The organism is Fluviicola sp., from assembly GCF_039596355.1.
Taxonomy (GTDB): Bacteria; Bacteroidota; Bacteroidia; order Flavobacteriales_D; family Crocinitomicaceae; genus Fluviicola.
The window spans coordinates 60,289-77,213 of record NZ_JBCNJW010000006.1 but is presented as its reverse complement, the minus strand read 5'-3'; the positions used below and the strand labels follow the sequence as shown (position 1 = coordinate 77,213).

The window sequence follows — 16,925 nt, the reverse complement described above, 5'->3', positions numbered from 1 at the left end:
GAAAACCGAAAACCCCGCCTGCGACTGCAAACGGGGATTCCGAAGTCATTCAAATGCTACAGGATTCTTACTGCTTCACAAATTTCTCGTGACGGATAGTACCTTCTTTCGTGGTAATCTCAACCACGTAAGTTCCAGGGCTCAGTTTCTCAACATTCAGCGTCAGAATATGGTTTGGACGGTCTGTTGCTTGTTGCGAAAGCACGACGTTTCCTTTCAAATCGTAAACAGATGCATGTTGAATCGTTTCGCCTTCATCCAGTGTAATACTCAACTGAATCGTAGCCGGGTTCGGAGCCAGTGTTGCATCCGGAGTGTGTGCTACAATTGCAGGGGAGACATCCGGACAAAGCACCTGGTGCATGATTGGTCGGGGTGTAGGATTCGGCATGTAGTTTTTAGGATACATCGGAAGCAAGTTGTAGTTTCCTGAACCTACGATAACCGGAGTAATCATCGACGTGGCTACTTTCAGTGCTTTTTCACATTGAGAAGGCTGGAACAGGGAAGACACATCGAGGTCAAAACCTCCGTTATTGATATTTTGATTGACCAGGTAAGTGCGTTTAGAAACTTCATTGTAAACAATCATATCCGGAGTATTGATGAAAACAGAATTCCCGTTTTCTTCAAAATAGCTTGGTGACAGTGGTGAATTGTTGCCCGATACATAGAGTTTCGCTGCAATAAATGTCAAATCATCCTTCATCACGGTTTGGAAAGGAGTCAATTGCTCCGGCAACGCTCCGAACGGAGCGCTTAAGTATCCACCGACAATGATCAGGTTGTCTGGCGTTTGCTGTAAGCGGAAACCGTTTTGATCCACTCCGCTTCCGATCGGGAATGCAGTGAATTGGTGGTTGACCCATGGGCCGCTCGGAGTAGCTGTGAAAGGATTAAATTGAGCAACCTGGTACTGGTGCATAATGCTGTTGTTTACGAGTACATATACCACATTCAACTGCTGGTTGTACATCACGGATGCTCCAGCAAAACGGGAGTTGGTGTTATCGATGATGTTCGAAGCTGCGATTCCACCTCCATACGTGATGGTCATTACCAATAGGTTTTGTTCTCCGGCCGGGCCGTTACATGATCCGGAAATAAAGTATCCGAAACCGTCTACTTCCGTAATGTTTTCCAGCATGTCATAATCCCAGTTGCTTACCGCAGGAACGTCCATTTCCAGTGGAGTGTACAGGATATTACTGAAGTTGTTGATATCCAGGGCGAGGATGAAACCGGATTTCTGTATAAAGCCGAAGTTGCCCGGAGTAACAGTTCCCGTAATTTCAGTTCCTACAACCATGACTTGTCCACTGATTTCCGAAGCAATGACCTGATGCGGAACCATGGAGTTGCCATTGTAGGTGTACTCAATCCAGCTTTGAACCGGCGCTCCGCTCATGAAATCGACCTCTGCAACGAACATTTTGTAGGGTGTTCCGCCTGTTGTTACTGCTGTCATTCCCGTCAGGATGATGGTGTGAGTAGACTCTCTGATTGTAAAGTCCATCAAATACATGTCATCGTAATACTCGGTGTAAAAGGTGTTTAACGGATTCCCGAAAATGTCGGTAATCTTAAACGTTGGGGTTAACAATCCGGTTCCGGGATTTGTTTCGGTATAACCACTAATGACAAAATCCTGGAAGGTTTCAACGGAGAGGTTCTGATTGTCCCAGCTTCCGAAAGTCGTTTCTAAAAATTGTTGTGAGTTACACACATGCGACGCAAAGAAGAGCGCCACTGATACGAGTGCTGTTTTCATAGTAAAGTGAATAATAGTTAATGGAAGGAAGTTAAGTCATTCTTTGATACCTGACAACTTGAAAACGAGTATTTTCACGTTTTTCGGGGAGATAACACAGAAGAGTTTGGATTGGTTGTATTACTCACGTTAAATTGGATTTTTGTGAGAAATTTACCTGATAATTGGAGGAAATTGGAATGTGGATTGCTAATTGGAGTGATTAATTGGTGTAATCGAACTCGTACCAATGATCATCTGAATAAATGTATATCAAACAAACACTCCGCCCAGACATTGCCGGGGCGGAGCATTATGTGATTTGGAAATCATCAACGGCCCAGGTATTGCCGGGTTGTTGAAACACTTTTTACATATACGGTTGCATTTTGTTTGATTACGAATTCGCTCATTCCCACGTGTGTCTTGTTAGCCGGGTTCCAATCATAGGTATACCCGAGCTGTGTCCACGGATATTGATCGTAGAGCTGACACGCGTAATAGCGGCTGATCCGGCTTTCGTTGAACCACGTGATATATTCCTGTGGAGTGTTGGGAGGAAAACACGTGGAACAGGATTTGTCGTTGATCTCACTGTCGGGACACGGACGGAACAGGTCTGAAGGTTTTACCCAGAACTCAACGAAATAGATGTAGTTTGTACCTGCAGGCGGCAATCCCAGTAATTGTTTTAAACGCAGGTTGGTGTCGGCCACATTTTTCTGCTGGTGAAACCACTTTTTCAGTTGCGGAGAAGCTGTCACCCAAATGGAGTAAGGACCGGTATTGTAGAGCGAATCTCCGCCGTTTGGATAGTAGGAAGCACTTTTCCAGGTTACAACCAATACGTGTGGTTCGCCGTTAATGGTTTTCCAGGTGAGTTCCGGATTTTGCTGGGTGATCGCCACCAGGTTCGTTGCAATTTTGGCTGAGTCGGGATAAACGGCTATGCTCATTGCGTCGCGGTAAAGTTTTCGGAGGTCTTGCGCGTTTACGCTCTGCGTCAACAGGATGCATGCCAGAAGCAGCATTCCGAATAGTGGATTCTTTTTCATGTGAATAGTGTTTGTGTGGAAGTAAAGTTATTTATTTTTTCATGTGTGTGACCGGAGGAGTGAAGAAAAAGTTAGTTTGATAAGGTGAGATTGCTTTTCTCTTGGGATGCAAATTCGATTTAAAGCTAGAACCAACTTTACAACTCAAACTCTTTCTCCCAATATTCTAAAAGGGAATTTGCGAAAAGAATGACATCATTTCCTTGATGAGCCGAAATCACGGGGGTTAAAGACTTATCCTTAAAAACAGCAAGATAACGATTACCATACAGAGGAATAAAGCCGATTATGTGCTCGGTTTCAAAGCCTGCTTTCTTCAGAGGCTCCTTTGTATGATTTATGAATTCAAATAGCTCTTCAACCATCCATTTGGTTCTTTCATAATCTTCCGGAAACTTGTATAACATCCTGCCAAATTCATCTTCCAGTTCTTCGTCAGGATCAATGGAAATCTCATCCCGGTCAAAACCATTCATTACCGTGAGCATGGATTTATAGTCATCAGGAAATTCGAATCCGAACAACGCTTCTAGCGACTCGATTTCAGATTTGGTCAATCCTGGATTCCACTTTGTTCCCGGTTGAATCTGAAGCCCATAACAATTGGAGTAAAGCGGAATCTTCCTGAATTTTTTCTCTGATCGTTTTTTTAATTTTTTCCAGTCCATGAGGACAATTAATTTAGGCAAAAACTAGAACCAAAACCAAAAGTATTCATTCATATTGTGGATTTCAAGAATATTTATGTTTGACTAATTCTATTTTACCTGAACTCATTTTTCTATCGAGCACCGCTCTAACAATCATTGTTATTCCTGCTATTATACCGAAACACGATCCTAACCATGGGGTACTGCTAATACCCAGGTTTGCGATGAACCATCCCCCTGTAAGTGTTCCAACAGAGACACCAAGATTACCAAAGGACGATTGGAGACTATTTGCGAACTCAGGTGCTTCCGGGGCAGCATCAATCATATAGGAAATAGCAGTTAAAAATGCCGGACCATACATAATTCCCCAAAAAGCTATAACAAAAATTTGAACGTAGAAATTAGTGCCGGAAAACTGCAATATTATTGGTAACAATATTGTTCCCAGCATAAAAAATGCTGTAGTGAGTGAAATGTTTTTAGATAAAAATCTACCCGCCAACCAATTCGAAATGACACCTGTAGCTCCAAATAGTAAAAGCATATAACTAATCTGTTGACCTGTCATTAATTTGATTTTCTCAAGATAGTCGGCAAAGTAACTATATGTTGAAAACCAAGCAGAAATTAGAAACACATTAAACGCTACGCTAACTAAAAAACGAGGCTTTTTTAATATCTTCAATTGATTTCCGTACGATAATCTTTCTTTTACGGGGATACTTGGGATAAAGTATAAGATACCGGCTAAGGCAATTACTGAAACCACCCCCTGAATTACGAAACTGATTTGCCAACCATAAAAGTTCGCCATATATGCCGTAAACGGGATTACGGTTACTTGTGCAAGAGCGACACCACCAATCACAGTTCCAATCAGCTTATGTTGCTCACTTTTGGTTGCTGTACGAATAATTGTACCAACCGCTGCGGAAAAAAATGCAGGCTGTAAAATAGCAGGCATTATTCTGAATAGGGTCAAAAGCCAAAATGGTGGAGCACATGCAGAAACAATGTTAGAAATCAAGAAGAGGGTGATTGCGAATAGCATGATTTTTTTTCGATTGATTGCTGACGTTAAAAGGACTACGAATGGTCCCAGTAAAAAAATGGTCAGCGCAAATGCACTCAATAATATTCCCGCGTGATCAATTCCAATATTGTAATGTGCGGCAACCTTTGGCAAAACACCAATGATCCCGAATTCGGTACTTATAATTCCAACTGCTCCAAGGCATCCTGCGTAGGCTATATTTTTGATACCTACGCCATTATTACTCGTGTTCATATCCTTTCTATGGGAATTTTATTTAATCTTTTGAACTGTTTTTTAGGCAATATCATACAATGTGAACGTGTTTAACCGCTCATTCCAAATGCTTTGTCCGTGAATACTGAATTCTTAGGATGTGTTCAACACAAAGACTTTTAACCTTATATGGTCGCGGAATTAATTACGTACCTGTATCTGGCTTCTTTGTTAAGCACTTTTTCCCAGGCATCATTGATTTCTTCTGCGTTAATGATTTGTATATTAGGTAATAACTTGTTGTCCGCACAATAGTTTACCACTTCTTGTGTTTCGCGAATACCACCAATCATTGAGGCATTGAAATTAACTTTTGTACCAGCTAAACCTAAATTGTTTAAAGTAATTTCGAATCCTTTGGGCATACCTACTTGTGTAAAGAAACCATTGGGCTTAACAACCGAACTGTATGCTGCAACGTCAAACTGTACCGGTATTGTCGAAATCATAAAGTCTAAACGTTTTTGATAAGGTCTGAGTTTTTCCAGATCATCTACAACAATTACCTCTTTTGCTCCGAAAGAAAGGATATCATTTACTTTCTCCTTTGATGTGGTAAAAGCGTAAACTTCTGCTCCCTTTGAAACAGCAATTTTAACAGCAAGATGCCCTAAACCACCTATTCCCGCGACACCTACTTTATCACCTTTCCTGATCTTTACTTTCATTAATGGCGAATAGGTTGTAATTCCTGCACACAATAACGGCGCGGCTTCCTGAAGGCTTATATTTTCGGGAATGTGAACGGCAAAATGCTGCCTGACGACCAGGTGAGTTGAGTAGCCGCCTTGTGTAATTCCTGATGGAGAGGTCTTGTCTGGAGAGCCGTACGTACTTGTCATACCATTTTCGCAATGTTGTTCTTCACCGTTCTTACAACTTTCACATTCCAGGCAGCTATTTACGATACAGCCAACACCGGCTTTGTCACCAATTTTAAATTTGGTAACATTTTTTCCGACTGCTGTTACGATCCCGACAATTTCATGTCCCGGAACTTGTGGATAGGGTTGTTTTCCCCAATCACCTCTCATCTGATGAATATCGGAATGGCAAATACTTGCGTATTTGATTTCAATCAAAAGATCGTCTTCTCCGACTGGTCTTCTTTCGAACTCCCACAGACTTAATTTTCCGGAACTGTCTTTAGCAGCATAGCCTTTGGTTTTGATGTTTCGGTTCTGCTGTATGTCAGGGCCGGCAAATAAATCAAAAGAAGGGAGCAGGGCTAACCCGGCGCTTGCGATAGCTGTCTGTTGAATAAATTTTCTTCTTGAATGCTTGTTATTGTCTTCACACATAATGTATCCTTTTAATTGTTGAGCGATTAAAAATGTTTTTCCGTTGTGGTATAAACTATTTCCTCGAAATATGGCGCAAGTGGAAAGTCTGCAACGTGTTGCTTTACCTGGTTTTCATCAAGGTTCTTAAAAATCAATATGGCTCCTTTTGCGTCATCTTTTGCGAAAACATGTTCCAATACTCCCTTGTCTTTAAACTGGCTTGAGGTATCCAATTCTTTTGGAAGAATGGTTTCTAGATCAGGAACTTTACTTAAATCACAGGTTATATTCACGATTATTCGTTTCATACTACTTTCAATATTTAATCAGGTTTATTTGTTCAATTCTTTGTGTGGGTATTAATTGATAAAATCTTTAGTCAGTTGAGCAATTCTTCTTCCGAGATATTCAGCGGTTTTAAGATCCTTTTCACCTGGTGTAACTTCCGGACTATCATTTTCGGAGAGAGCCATGGCTCCCAACCAACTTCCCAAACCGTTTAAATCTTTCGTAGAAAGCGGGCTTTCGGGATTTGCCGGATGCAGGTCAAGACCTGCCCAAATCATTCCATGCTGTGCGGCAAACAGCGCTATCGTAATAAGTGCATTTAATTTATCACCACTTAGTGATCCTGAGTTCGTAAAGCCTGCAGCGATTTTATTACGCCATTTAAAGTCGTTCCAGGCAGCCTTGGTAGAAGCTTCAAAAAATGCTTTTAATTTGGCACTAATCGAACTATTGTATGTTGGTGAACCAAAAATGATCGCATCACTCTTTTCTAAAATTTCCCAGGGATAATTCGTCTGTTCACCAATATGGAAGATATGAACCTCACTTTCGTCTATTTCAGTTGCGCCTTTTGCAACAGCTTCGGCTAACTTTTTGGTGTGGCCAAAACCACTATCGTATATGATTGATATTGTCATAATTGAGATTGATGTAAAATGTTATTTTCTGTAATACAAAATTGCAGCGTTTTTAAGGCGTTATAATTATACGTAGTACGGATATGATTACCATTTTTACTGATTGGAATATCAATTAGTTTTTCTGTGTAGTGTAATCAATATAACGCTGCAAATAATAAGGAAAAGACCGCTTAGATGAACAAATGACAAGTACTCGTTTCCAATCGTCAAGCCAATAAACACAGCTATAAGGGGATTCACATAGGCGTGAGTGCCGACTTCCGTTGCAGGTCGGACCTTTAGCAGCCAGATGTAAGCGGAATAAGCTAATACAGACCCCATTATTATTAAGTAGATGAGGGATAGCCAAGATTTTTGTGAGATGCTGGCGAACTTAATGCTCCCCGTTTCACCAGAAATAATGGAAAATAACCAGAACATGACGGAAGCAAAAGTCATTTGCCATGCCGCACCTACAAAGGGGCTGGAAGATCCTTTATACGATGAATAGTATTTAATGAACAATGTACCACAAGCCCAGGAAATACAGCCTAACAGGAGTATATAAATGCCGTAAACACTCGTTCCGGTTGAGTTATCACTATTCTGATTTTGTAGATAGAGTACCAACACACCCAGGAAACCTATTGCTAAGCCAATAATTGTGGATGGGGTACGAAAGTTTCTTTTCCACATGGGGAAGTCTAGTGCCGTTATCCAAAAAGTAGTTGATGAAGCTATGATCGCTACAAGACTACTACTAACATAACGTTGCGCAAGCATAATGACGAGCATATCAACAAATAGCAAAACAATTCCTCCAACTGCTGAAATGACCAACAACTTTTTTTGGAATATGTTTTCACCTCTTACAAAAAAACACCATGCCATTAGCAAAATTCCCGCTCCTGAAAACCGTATCGCACCCAGCAGAAATGGAGGGAAATCCTTTAAAGCCAGTCCGGTTATGTAGTAGGTGGACCCCCAAACCACATAGATCAGGAAATAGGCAATGGCTATGTTCAGCTTTTTGTGTTTAGTTGATTCCACCTTCCTTGATGTCTATGAAAAACTGTTTCATTCTTGTTAATGCTTCTGTTAGACTAAATCGAGGGCATGCGATATTGATACGTATAAAATGGTTGATACCTGTTGATCCATAAATACTACCGTGGTTGATCCAAAGATTTTCTCTTTCCAAAAGGGACTTTGCAATCAATTCTGATGACAGTCCGAGAGCCGAGCAATCTACCCATGCCAAATAGGTAGCTTCCATTGGCAATACGGGAAATTCAGGAAGATGCTGTTCAAAAAAAGATTTCAGGTAAGTATAGTTACCATATAGGTATTTTTTTAGTTCGTCAAGCCATTCTCCGCCCGTGTTATATGCTGCAATAAGAGCTTCGACCGCAAAAGGACTGATCTCACAAACTTCATTGGTGTTTAAAGCTTGGTTTATTGCGCCTCTGATTTTTTCATCGGCAGCCAGTATGTTAGCCACTTGAAGCCCTGCAAGGTTAAATGTTTTACTGGGTGCTGTACAGGTTACCGAATTCAACAAAAAGGATTCATTGATGGAGGCAAAAGGGATGTGTTTTCGTCCGGTTTGTTCATAAACCAGGTCGCAATGAATTTCATCTGAAACTACAACGACATTGTATTTAAGACAAATTTCTCCAATCCGTGTAAGTTCCTCTTTTGTCCAAAGCCGACCAACCGGGTTGTGTGGACTACAAAGCAGCAGTAACTTATTGTCAGGGTCTTTAGCCTTTTCTTCCAAATCCAAAAAATCAATGCTGTAGGTATTGTCCGCATATATCAAGTTGTTGGATATTATCCGACAGCCATTGTTGCGGATTGAGGAAAAGAAGCAGTTGTAAACGGGGTCCTGAACGATGACTCCATTTCCAGGAACGGTCAAAGCGCGTATGACGGCCGATAATGCCGGAACTACTCCTGTGGTATAAAGCAGCCATTTACTATCCAGCAGAAATCCATGTCTTTTTTCAAACCATGTGATAACTGCATCATAATAGGTTTGCGGGACTTTTGTATAACCGAACACACCATGTTCGGCTCTTTTTACCAATGCATCAATAATTGTGGGAGCAGTACGAAAGTCCATATCTGCAACCCACATTGGCAGAACATCTTCATCCTCTGCTGTATCCCATTTGTATGAATTACTGTTTCGTCGGATGATTATTTCATCAAAGTCAAACGACATCGGAATCTTCCTTTACGGTTTTACCTGTTTCAATAATGTTACAATCTCCCGGATTCCGAACATTTGCATCGATTATGATTGTGCCTATACTTGGAGCCTGTATCACACCGCCCAACGGGTTTTTTATACTTACAACATGGCTATTTATACTGGCAACCACCGTACTGTATTCAAAAGCAAGATCGCAATCGTCCATCAGCTCGCAGTTTTCCAGGATTAGATTTGTATTGTAGCACAAAGGTTGTGTTCCGCCTATTTTGCAGTTGACTAAGCGGAGGTTTTTTGAATGCCATCCCAGATACTCGCCGATAATGACAGAATCATAGACCGTAACATTTTCTGTCTTCCAGAACGCATCTTTAGAATTTAAAAAAGCATTTCTGACTTCCACATTCTTTGCATCCTGAAACGAGTAATCACCGTCGAGTTTAAAGCCATCAACCTTAATGTTCGTACTGTTCATAAGAATATACGGGGCATTTTTGGCTTCTACATTGTGTAATTCCAGATTGCGACAATTCCATAAGGTTTCACCTGCATTTTCCATCTTTACGTTCTTTAAGTAAAGACCGTCCACTTCCCGGAACATCTTTGGGGCGTCGACCACGGTGTCGAACATCTGTATATTTTTAGCGTACCAAATCGCCGCCCTGCTGTAAATGGTGAAATAGCTGTTTTTAATAACGGCATTATCATTGTGCCAAAATGGATATTTGCACATGAAATAGCAATCAATGGCTTCAATATTTGAAGACTCTTTCAATGCCGATTCACCCGGGTAAAATTTCACATCTTCCAAACGGAGATCATTTGAACCATATAAAGGGCGCTCTCCTTCGAAAAACGTATTTTTTATCAATTCCATACTATCTTTATTTTATTCTGAATACAAAATTGATGCTTCTCCAAACGAGATAACTTATACGCACTACGGATATGATTACCATTTTTACTGATATCCGCTAACGACCTTCAAGTCGTTGATTATAAGTGATAAATTTGTTTTGTTAAGAAATGAAAGGAATATGGAACAATTCATAAATATTAAAAGCGTTAGCGAGTATGACGCCTTTTACCACAAGGAAAACTTACATCCAATGGTAAGTATTATTGATTTTGAGGGAAGATATCCGGACGTCTACGCGTCAACAATGAGTTTCGGGTTTTATGCTGTGTATCTGAAGGACACCGTATGCGGTGATATTACTTACGGAAAAAGCACCTATGATTACCAGGACAAATCATTGGTTTTTGTGGCTCCCGGACAAGTCATCAATATTTCATTAAACGAGGGTGATAAAGCTTATGGCATGGGGCTTTTATTCCATCCTGATTTGATAAGAGGAACGTCATTAGGACGTCGGATTGACAGCTTCAATTTCTTTTCTTATCAATCTAATGAAGCATTGCATATTTCTGAAAAGGAACGCAGATTGGTCGTTGATTGTTTTGATAAAATCAAGTATGAACTGGAACTCGGAACAGACAAGCATAGTAAGAAGTTAATTGCTTCGAACATTGAATTGTTCCTGGATTATTGCGAGCGCTTTTACGACCGGCAGTTTATTACCCGAAGTGATATAAACAAAGGCGTGATCGGGCAGTTTGAAATGTTTCTGAACGATTATTTTCAATCGGAAAAACCTCAGACAGTAGGACTTCCTACCGTTAATTATTTTGCGGGGTTGCTGCATTTATCTCCCAATTATTTCGGTGATGTTGTCAAAAAGGAAACCGGAAAGTCAGCACACGAATATATACAGCTAAAAACAATGGATATCGCGAAGGAAAAAATCCTGAATCCGAATGCTACGATAAGCGAAATTGCTTACGAACTGGGGTTTAGATATCCTGCACATTTTACAAGAGCCTTTAAAAAGAATACGGGACTTACACCTCTTGAATACAGATCATTGAATTAATCCGGTCGAATACTTAACGCAATAAAGCAGAAAAAGGTAGCAAATCGCTACCTTTTTCCATTTAACAGCCGTATTACTAACCACCTTTCACAATACGCTGTTACTTGAATGCTTCCTTAAAGAACATATCCAGTTTATCAAATGGAATGATATCAACTTTGTCGTACAAATCCACATGGACACCTCCTGGAATGATCATCAGTTCTTTCGGTTCAGCTGCCGCCTTATAGGCATCTTCGCTGAAATAACGGGAGTGTGCGTTTTCCCCTGCAATAATTAATACAGGTCTCGGAGAAATCTCTTTTATGTAGCTCAACAAAGGCATATTCATAAACGAAAGTGGAGTGGTAACAGTCCATCCTCCGTTTGAGTTGACTGATCTTTTGTGGTAACCTCTGGGCGTTTTATAATAATCGAAATACTCTTTCACAAATTGTGGTTCGTCTCCATTCAATTTCTCCGGGAGGTGCATTTTCGGGAATGCAGGTTTTCCATTTTCGGCATCCACCCAACGCTGCTGATTCAAATTCTCTAATGTTTTGGTACGTTGTTCAAGGGTCACGGCATCATTGTAACCCTGGGACATCACTCTTGACATATCGTACATACTGGTAGTAACTACAGCCTTGATACGTTTATCAATAGCTGTTGCGTTAAGCGCCATCCCTCCAAAACCACAGATTCCGATAATACCAATCTTGTTTCGGTCTACGTTTTTTTGAAGTCCCAGGAAATCTACCGCAGCGCTGAAATCTTCTGTATTAATGTCTGGCGAAGCTACGTTGCGTGGTTCACCTCCACTTTCTCCTGTGTAGGATGCGTCAAAAGCAACAACTGCGAATCCTCTTTCAGCCATTTGATTGGCATACAAACCTGAAGACTGTTCTTTTACCGCTCCGAAAGGTCCGCTGATCGCCAAAGCTGCCAATTTTTGATCGCCTGCATTTTTGGGCAGGTATAAATCTCCTGAAAGCGTGATTCCGTAGCGGTTTTTAAAAGTGACTGCCGTTCTTGTAACCTTATCGCTAAGTGTGAAAGTGTAATGTTCCGTTGTATCCATTTTTACTGAATTTTGTGCTGTTAACTGTCCGAGAGAAAGGATCATTACAGCGATTGTTAATATTAATTTTTTCATTTTATTTTTGATTAGTTACTTCGTTAAACTCTTCATCAGTAACGGGTTTCAGCCAGGTTACCTGTGTGTCTTCTTCGAAATTGGTGATGGCTATGTGAGTCATGGACGTTTTTGCAGATGCGCCGTGCCAATGTTCTACGTTTTCAGGAATGTTTACCACATCTCCTTTTTTTATAGCTCGGGCAGATTTGCCTTTTTCCTGATAGAACCCCGAACCTTCGATTACAATTAATACCTGACCCCTCGGGTGCGTATGCCAGTTGGTTCTTGCCCCCATTTCAAAGGTTACTGCACCTGCAGAAAATTCGTTGTTTTTATCCTTTGTGACTAACGGAAACAAAAATGCCTCACCGGTGAACCATTCGCTTGATAACTGATCTCCTTTGGGGAAGATGGTTGTTTTCTTTTCTTCTTCCATTTTTTTCCTGTTTGCTATTGTTACACGAACTGATTATCAGCAGCAGAAATGCTGACAACAATACTGTCTTAATATTGTTTTTTTAACCGATTCATATTCTATTGTTTTAAACCCACCATATCAACAACAAAGCGGTATTTTACATTGTTGTTCTCCAATCGTTCAAATGCTTCATTGACCTGGTTCACATTGATCAATTCAATGTCTGCTGTAATGTTGTGTTCAGCGCAAAAATTCAGAACTTCCTGGGTTTCTGCAATCCCGCCGATGTTGGAACCCGAAAAACTTTTTCTGCCGTGCACAATGTTGAATGCGCTGATTTCAAGTTGTTCTGCCGGAAGACCTACCATTACCAAAGAGCCATCCGTCTTCAGCAAGCTGATAAAGGAATTGATATCGTGCTTCGCCGAAACTGTATCTAAAATGATATCCTGCTTCGGACAGTTTTTCATCTGCTCATCATCCGTCGATAATACAATATTGTCTGCTCCCAGGCGTTTGGCGTCGTCTGCCTTTGATTGTGAAGTTGTATATACTGTGACGTAAGCACCCATTGCCTTAGCGATCTTGATGGCCATGTGTCCCAAACCACCTATACCGATTATACCTACATTTTTTCCGGATCCTGCCTGCCAATGTTTCAACGGAGAATAAACCGTAATGCCTGCACAAAGAATGGGTGCTGCACCTGGTAAATCCAACGTTTCGGGAATATGCACGACGTAATTTTCATTGACTACGATTTTCTCGGAAAACCCACCGTAAGTGATGCCGCCATGTTTCTTGTCGGCAGCATTGAAAACAACGGTCCAGCCTTTTTCACAGTATTGTTCTTCTCCGTCCTGACAATGGCTGCATTCGCTGCAACTATCTACAATACAACCCACACCTGCCAAATCTCCAACTTTAAATTTGGTAACGCTTTCGCCAACCTTTGAGACTTTTCCTACAATTTCGTGTCCGGGAACGATCGGATAGGTTGTGCCTCCCCAATCATTATGCACGGCATGCAGATCCGAATGACAGATACCACAGTACAGTATCTCAATTTGTACATCAGTTGGTAAAACATCTCTTCGTTCGATTTCTAATGTCTTAAACGGAGCCGTGGCAGCTTCAGTACCCAATGCCCTTGTATGATTGTGTGTATTCATTGTATGAGCTGAATTTGATTAAGGATACAAATTTCGCCCATGAATTGAACATGAGGATTATACAAACTACTGAATTTCCTACCATCTTTACCGATTACCTCGCTTTGAGTGAACGAATCAAGGTTTCTAATTTTTGAGGTAGTAAGATCCCGATTCTTTTTGTGCGTATTGCTGGATTTACCGATGAAGTCGAGCTACTGCTAATCCTGTCGGCATAAACTTCTCGCACTAACACTCGCTATTTGACAAATTCCCTATCATTTTAAACAACATCCGCGACAATTCATCTGCCTTTCCGTAAAAGCAGGTAAATTCTTCTTCGGTTAAGATTGTTTCGTCTTTCATCACATCGAAAATGGCAACGCATTCAAAGGCTGATCCTCTTGCCATAATGTAAAAGTGACGTTTGTCAACTTTACTAAAACGACCAGTTCCTTCAGCAATATTTAAGACTATGCTGAGTGAGGCTCTTCGCAATTGATTCTTCGTAACAACATCAATAGATTTAGTGTTTTTCATCAATACCAAAACGTCTTTATTAAATGCCTTGGCTTTTTTGTAGACCTCCAGTTTCTCAAAATCGAACATGAATAATGGTTTAAGTTATTTGCTTACTTGAATATAAGTATTCGGAAGGAGAAATGAAAATTTTCGAAGCCAGATTCTCCTCACACTCAAAACTCCACACTCACTACTGCAAAAAGAAAAAGCAGGCAGGGTCAGTGTGAGGGAGAGTGTGAGTCTCGAGGGAAAAAGAAAAGCGAATTACTGCCGCAATTCGCTTTTCTTTTTGTGCGCATGACTGGATTCGAACCAGCACACCCGAAGGCACCACCCCCTCAAGATGGCGTGTCTACCAATTTCACCACATGCGCGTGGATTTGCGCTAAGCGCCTGCGAATATAGTATTTTTTCTGCTTTTCTCTATTTCACATTCAAAAGATTGGTATTTATTGTTCGATTTTCTATTTGAAACCGGCAAGTTCTTGCAGATTTTGGCTAGATAATGGACAATTTGTAAAAAATGGATCCCGTTTCTATACCTAATTGTTACTCTGACAAAAGTATTAGAGGCGAAATCCACTACACAGTTTATAAATTGAGTATTCTCACGTATAAAACTCTTCAATCAACCATTAGTTATCACTAATAATTTAGTTAATTTTTTACTGTTAAAGTTGAAATTGTTACATATCACATTAGAACAGGATTAATTTGTGAATATTTTGGTTTTATTTGTTGTGGTGTTCTTATGGGTTTAATTTCCAGCCAATTAATAAAACCATTATTCATGCATTTAGGAAAACTAACAATCGCTGCATTGTTCGTCGGAATGACGTTTGTAGCCTGTAAGAAAGACGCCAAACTTTCTGAAACAACCAAAAAACCGGTAACCGCTACCGAAAAAGCGAATGATCCAATCAGTAGTCTTTTCAGGGCTTACAGAGACCAGAACACGGTTTCCTCCCAGTTCAATGCATTGCAGGGTGGGGAACTTGTCAGTTCCGGTGGCAATGTGCGGGTTTCTATCGCCGGGTCGGTGCTGACACGCCCGGATGGATCTATTGAGACAGGGCAGGTAACCATCAGTATGTTTGCTGTGACCCGGCTTGCTGACAACGCGCTTGGCGGTATGCCGACACAAAGTGCTTTTGACGCGCAGGAAGGTCTCGGTGGTGGAATCATAACAGCCGGTTCGATGCGTATCGAAATGTTCAACTCGCAGGGAGAAGCTCTGGAAGCTCCGAACGGAGGCGTCGTGGTGAGTGTCGCTACGGATAATTTTAATCCGGAAATGACGCTCTGGGAAGGTGTCCCTTCAGAGAGCCAGCCGCGTGATAACGTTTGGGTGAGAGTACCAGCTCCCGTTACGCCAGGTTCGAACGGGCAGTCCTATAATTTCAACTGGAGCCGGAATGCCGCCTACAACGTCGATATGCGAAACCTGTGTCCGGGATTACAGTTAACCGATCACCGGGTTACTATTTCCGCATCTGCAGCCTTCAACCAGTCGAATACGCAGGTTTATGTGGTACTGGAACCATGCACGCCGCAAGGACAAAAAATCATCTTTAGTCTTGACAGGTACAATGCTTCGCCAAGATGGTGGTACGCCAATCCAAATGCGCAACTTCCTATAGGATACCAGGTGACATATGTGGCAATTACAAGCTATAATGGTCAGCTCTATTACGGAAATGCTACAACCATAGCAACTCCGGGCATGGTAACAAATATACCTGTCATGATGCCGACTACTTTGGCTGCGCTGACCGCGTATCTGAATAGTTTGTAATATTCAAAAAATGTAAAATCCCGGTAGATAATTTCTGCCGGGATTTCGCGTTTAAAAACGATGAAAATTATCGGGGGATGCGATGTTTTTATCTTCCCGGTCAGACCTTCAACCAAAGAACGGCTCCTCCTTTTTGATCTGTTTGAGTAGAGTCGCTGTCGATATACACACCATTGACAGGATGTTTAGCATAACCTTGTACCATTTGATAGCCGCGATTGGGAATGTCCGGAACCGAACTCATCGATTTCCAGTAATGCTGGAACTTCAGGTTATTGTACAGCTGGTCTCCTGTCAACATGCAGTTGGCACCGACGTAAATTCCGGGAACGTAGCCTCCGGCCACAACGGAATCGTACCAGGCATTGCAATATTCGATAACCGACTGGGCGGAAGTTCCGGTTTTGATACCTTCAACATCGCACCAAAGGTTCATTCCTTGCGGTAAGCCGATGGAAGCAGCATTGTGAGCAGCATTGGTACCATATGCTATTCCGAGGGCAGCGTTTGGTGACCATCCCTGGGCCGAAACGTGCTGTACAGCTCCCAAAGCCAGGCCCGCATCCAGGATCATTTTTGCTTCCGCATAGCTCAGATCTCCCGGTTGCTGACCATTACCCCGTGACAGGTAGCGCAGACAGAAAGAATAACCGCTCTGTATAAAAGCGGTAGCTTGTTTTGCCGTTAAAACGGTATTGGTGTCGAATCCTTTCAGGTTGGGGGCCGCGGATTGAACAGTACCCGGAAGCAAAGAGGTAGAACTAGTTGTCATATGTGAATAGTGTTAATGAATAATTGGAACAATAATAGAGATA

The 16,925-nt window shown here is 41.4% G+C and carries 17 protein-coding genes and 1 tRNA gene; 2 read left to right on the top strand and 16 right to left on the bottom strand.

Annotation, left to right across the window (positions count from 1 at the left end; all coding sequences use genetic code 11):
- Positions 1-67 precede the first annotated feature (67 nt).
- From ABDV94_RS12640 to ABDV94_RS12595, 10 genes are all read right to left on the bottom strand, one after another.
- Positions 68-1,771, bottom strand: coding sequence for a T9SS type A sorting domain-containing protein (locus tag ABDV94_RS12640; protein WP_343747553.1), 1,704 nt, complete (start codon positions 1,769-1,771; stop codon positions 68-70).
- A 311-nt stretch (positions 1,772-2,082) separates the two neighbouring features.
- On the bottom strand, positions 2,083-2,805 hold the full coding sequence (locus tag ABDV94_RS12635) for a hypothetical protein (protein WP_343747552.1): 723 nt from the start codon (positions 2,803-2,805) through the stop codon (positions 2,083-2,085).
- A 137-nt stretch (positions 2,806-2,942) separates the two neighbouring features.
- Positions 2,943-3,473 carry an SMI1/KNR4 family protein gene (locus ABDV94_RS12630; RefSeq protein WP_343747551.1) on the bottom strand — a complete coding sequence of 177 codons (531 nt, stop codon included), beginning with the start codon at positions 3,471-3,473 and terminating at the stop codon, positions 2,943-2,945.
- A gap of 64 nt (positions 3,474-3,537) precedes the next feature.
- Complete coding sequence (locus ABDV94_RS12625; RefSeq protein ID WP_343747550.1) at positions 3,538-4,746, bottom strand: MFS transporter; 1,209 nt, start codon at positions 4,744-4,746, stop codon at positions 3,538-3,540.
- 146 nt (positions 4,747-4,892) lie between these two features.
- Positions 4,893-6,068 carry an NAD(P)-dependent alcohol dehydrogenase gene (locus tag ABDV94_RS12620; protein ID WP_343747549.1) on the bottom strand — a complete coding sequence of 392 codons (1,176 nt, stop codon included), beginning with the start codon at positions 6,066-6,068 and terminating at the stop codon, positions 4,893-4,895.
- Positions 6,069-6,094: 26 nt separating this feature from the next.
- On the bottom strand, positions 6,095-6,358 hold the full coding sequence (locus ABDV94_RS12615) for a hypothetical protein (RefSeq protein ID WP_343747548.1): 264 nt from the start codon (positions 6,356-6,358) through the stop codon (positions 6,095-6,097).
- Between the two features lie 51 nt (positions 6,359-6,409).
- Complete coding sequence (locus tag ABDV94_RS12610; RefSeq protein WP_343747547.1) at positions 6,410-6,976, bottom strand: flavodoxin family protein; 567 nt, start codon at positions 6,974-6,976, stop codon at positions 6,410-6,412.
- 111 nt (positions 6,977-7,087) lie between these two features.
- A complete protein-coding gene (locus tag ABDV94_RS12605) occupies positions 7,088-8,008 on the bottom strand; it encodes an EamA family transporter (protein ID WP_343747546.1) in 921 nt (306 codons plus the stop codon).
- Complete coding sequence (locus ABDV94_RS12600) at positions 7,995-9,185, bottom strand: MalY/PatB family protein (protein WP_343747545.1); 1,191 nt, start codon at positions 9,183-9,185, stop codon at positions 7,995-7,997. Before ABDV94_RS12600 ends, ABDV94_RS12605 begins: the two co-directional genes overlap by 14 nt.
- Positions 9,175-10,050 carry a DUF3737 family protein gene (locus tag ABDV94_RS12595; RefSeq protein ID WP_343747544.1) on the bottom strand — a complete coding sequence of 292 codons (876 nt, stop codon included), beginning with the start codon at positions 10,048-10,050 and terminating at the stop codon, positions 9,175-9,177. Before ABDV94_RS12595 ends, ABDV94_RS12600 begins: the two co-directional genes overlap by 11 nt.
- A 232-nt stretch (positions 10,051-10,282) precedes the next feature.
- On the opposite strand from ABDV94_RS12595, the gene ABDV94_RS12590 reads away from it, so the two are divergent.
- On the top strand, positions 10,283-11,107 hold the full coding sequence (locus ABDV94_RS12590; protein WP_343747543.1) for a helix-turn-helix domain-containing protein: 825 nt from the start codon (positions 10,283-10,285) through the stop codon (positions 11,105-11,107).
- 100 nt (positions 11,108-11,207) lie between these two features.
- On the opposite strand, the gene ABDV94_RS12585 is transcribed toward ABDV94_RS12590, so the two are convergent.
- The 5 genes from ABDV94_RS12585 to ABDV94_RS12565 all read right to left on the bottom strand — a co-directional run bounded on the left by ABDV94_RS12585 (position 11,208) and on the right by ABDV94_RS12565 (position 14,689).
- On the bottom strand, positions 11,208-12,242 hold the full coding sequence (locus tag ABDV94_RS12585) for an alpha/beta hydrolase (protein ID WP_343747542.1): 1,035 nt from the start codon (positions 12,240-12,242) through the stop codon (positions 11,208-11,210).
- Between the two features lies 1 nt (position 12,243).
- A complete protein-coding gene (locus ABDV94_RS12580) occupies positions 12,244-12,660 on the bottom strand; it encodes a cupin domain-containing protein (protein WP_343747541.1) in 417 nt (138 codons plus the stop codon).
- 98 nt (positions 12,661-12,758) lie between these two features.
- Positions 12,759-13,814, bottom strand: a complete 1,056-nt coding sequence (locus tag ABDV94_RS12575) for an NAD(P)-dependent alcohol dehydrogenase (RefSeq protein WP_343747540.1) — start codon at positions 13,812-13,814, stop codon at positions 12,759-12,761.
- Positions 13,815-14,042: 228 nt separating this feature from the next.
- Positions 14,043-14,402, bottom strand: coding sequence for a four helix bundle protein (locus ABDV94_RS12570; RefSeq protein WP_343747539.1), 360 nt, complete (start codon positions 14,400-14,402; stop codon positions 14,043-14,045).
- A gap of 205 nt (positions 14,403-14,607) precedes the next feature.
- A tRNA-Leu gene (locus ABDV94_RS12565) sits at positions 14,608-14,689 on the bottom strand.
- Between the two features lie 416 nt (positions 14,690-15,105).
- Here ABDV94_RS12565 and ABDV94_RS12560 point away from each other — a divergent pair.
- The gene (locus ABDV94_RS12560; RefSeq protein ID WP_343747538.1) at positions 15,106-16,110 is read left to right on the top strand and encodes a hypothetical protein; all 1,005 of its coding nucleotides are present in this window, start codon (positions 15,106-15,108) and stop codon (positions 16,108-16,110) included.
- A gap of 100 nt (positions 16,111-16,210) precedes the next feature.
- Here the strand turns inward: ABDV94_RS12560 and ABDV94_RS12555 are convergent, their stop codons facing one another.
- A complete protein-coding gene (locus ABDV94_RS12555) occupies positions 16,211-16,882 on the bottom strand; it encodes a DUF1906 domain-containing protein (protein WP_343747537.1) in 672 nt (223 codons plus the stop codon).
- Positions 16,883-16,925 lie beyond the last annotated feature (43 nt).

Bases quoted from the DNA above. Each gene is read 5' to 3' on its own strand.
- ABDV94_RS12630 (WP_343747551.1), bottom strand. From the start codon at position 3,473: ATGGACTGGAAAAAATTAAAAAAACGATCAGAGAAAAAATTCAGGAAG.
- ABDV94_RS12620 (WP_343747549.1), bottom strand. From the start codon at position 6,068: ATGTGTGAAGACAATAACAAGCATTCAAGAAGAAAATTTATTCAACAG.
- ABDV94_RS12590 (WP_343747543.1), top strand. From the start codon at position 10,283: ATGGTAAGTATTATTGATTTTGAGGGAAGATATCCGGACGTCTACGCG.
- ABDV94_RS12615 (WP_343747548.1), bottom strand. From the start codon at position 6,358: ATGAAACGAATAATCGTGAATATAACCTGTGATTTAAGTAAAGTTCCT.
- ABDV94_RS12635 (WP_343747552.1), bottom strand. From the start codon at position 2,805: ATGAAAAAGAATCCACTATTCGGAATGCTGCTTCTGGCATGCATCCTG.
- ABDV94_RS12585 (WP_343747542.1), bottom strand. From the start codon at position 12,242: ATGAAAAAATTAATATTAACAATCGCTGTAATGATCCTTTCTCTCGGA.
- ABDV94_RS12580 (WP_343747541.1), bottom strand. From the start codon at position 12,660: ATGGAAGAAGAAAAGAAAACAACCATCTTCCCCAAAGGAGATCAGTTA.
- ABDV94_RS12560 (WP_343747538.1), top strand. From the start codon at position 15,106: ATGCATTTAGGAAAACTAACAATCGCTGCATTGTTCGTCGGAATGACG.
- ABDV94_RS12600 (WP_343747545.1), bottom strand. From the start codon at position 9,185: ATGTCGTTTGACTTTGATGAAATAATCATCCGACGAAACAGTAATTCA.
- ABDV94_RS12595 (WP_343747544.1), bottom strand. From the start codon at position 10,050: ATGGAATTGATAAAAAATACGTTTTTCGAAGGAGAGCGCCCTTTATAT.
- ABDV94_RS12625 (WP_343747550.1), bottom strand. From the start codon at position 4,746: ATGAACACGAGTAATAATGGCGTAGGTATCAAAAATATAGCCTACGCA.
- ABDV94_RS12640 (WP_343747553.1), bottom strand. From the start codon at position 1,771: ATGAAAACAGCACTCGTATCAGTGGCGCTCTTCTTTGCGTCGCATGTG.
- ABDV94_RS12610 (WP_343747547.1), bottom strand. From the start codon at position 6,976: ATGACAATATCAATCATATACGATAGTGGTTTTGGCCACACCAAAAAG.
- ABDV94_RS12570 (WP_343747539.1), bottom strand. From the start codon at position 14,402: ATGTTCGATTTTGAGAAACTGGAGGTCTACAAAAAAGCCAAGGCATTT.
- ABDV94_RS12555 (WP_343747537.1), bottom strand. From the start codon at position 16,882: ATGACAACTAGTTCTACCTCTTTGCTTCCGGGTACTGTTCAATCCGCG.
- ABDV94_RS12575 (WP_343747540.1), bottom strand. From the start codon at position 13,814: ATGAATACACACAATCATACAAGGGCATTGGGTACTGAAGCTGCCACG.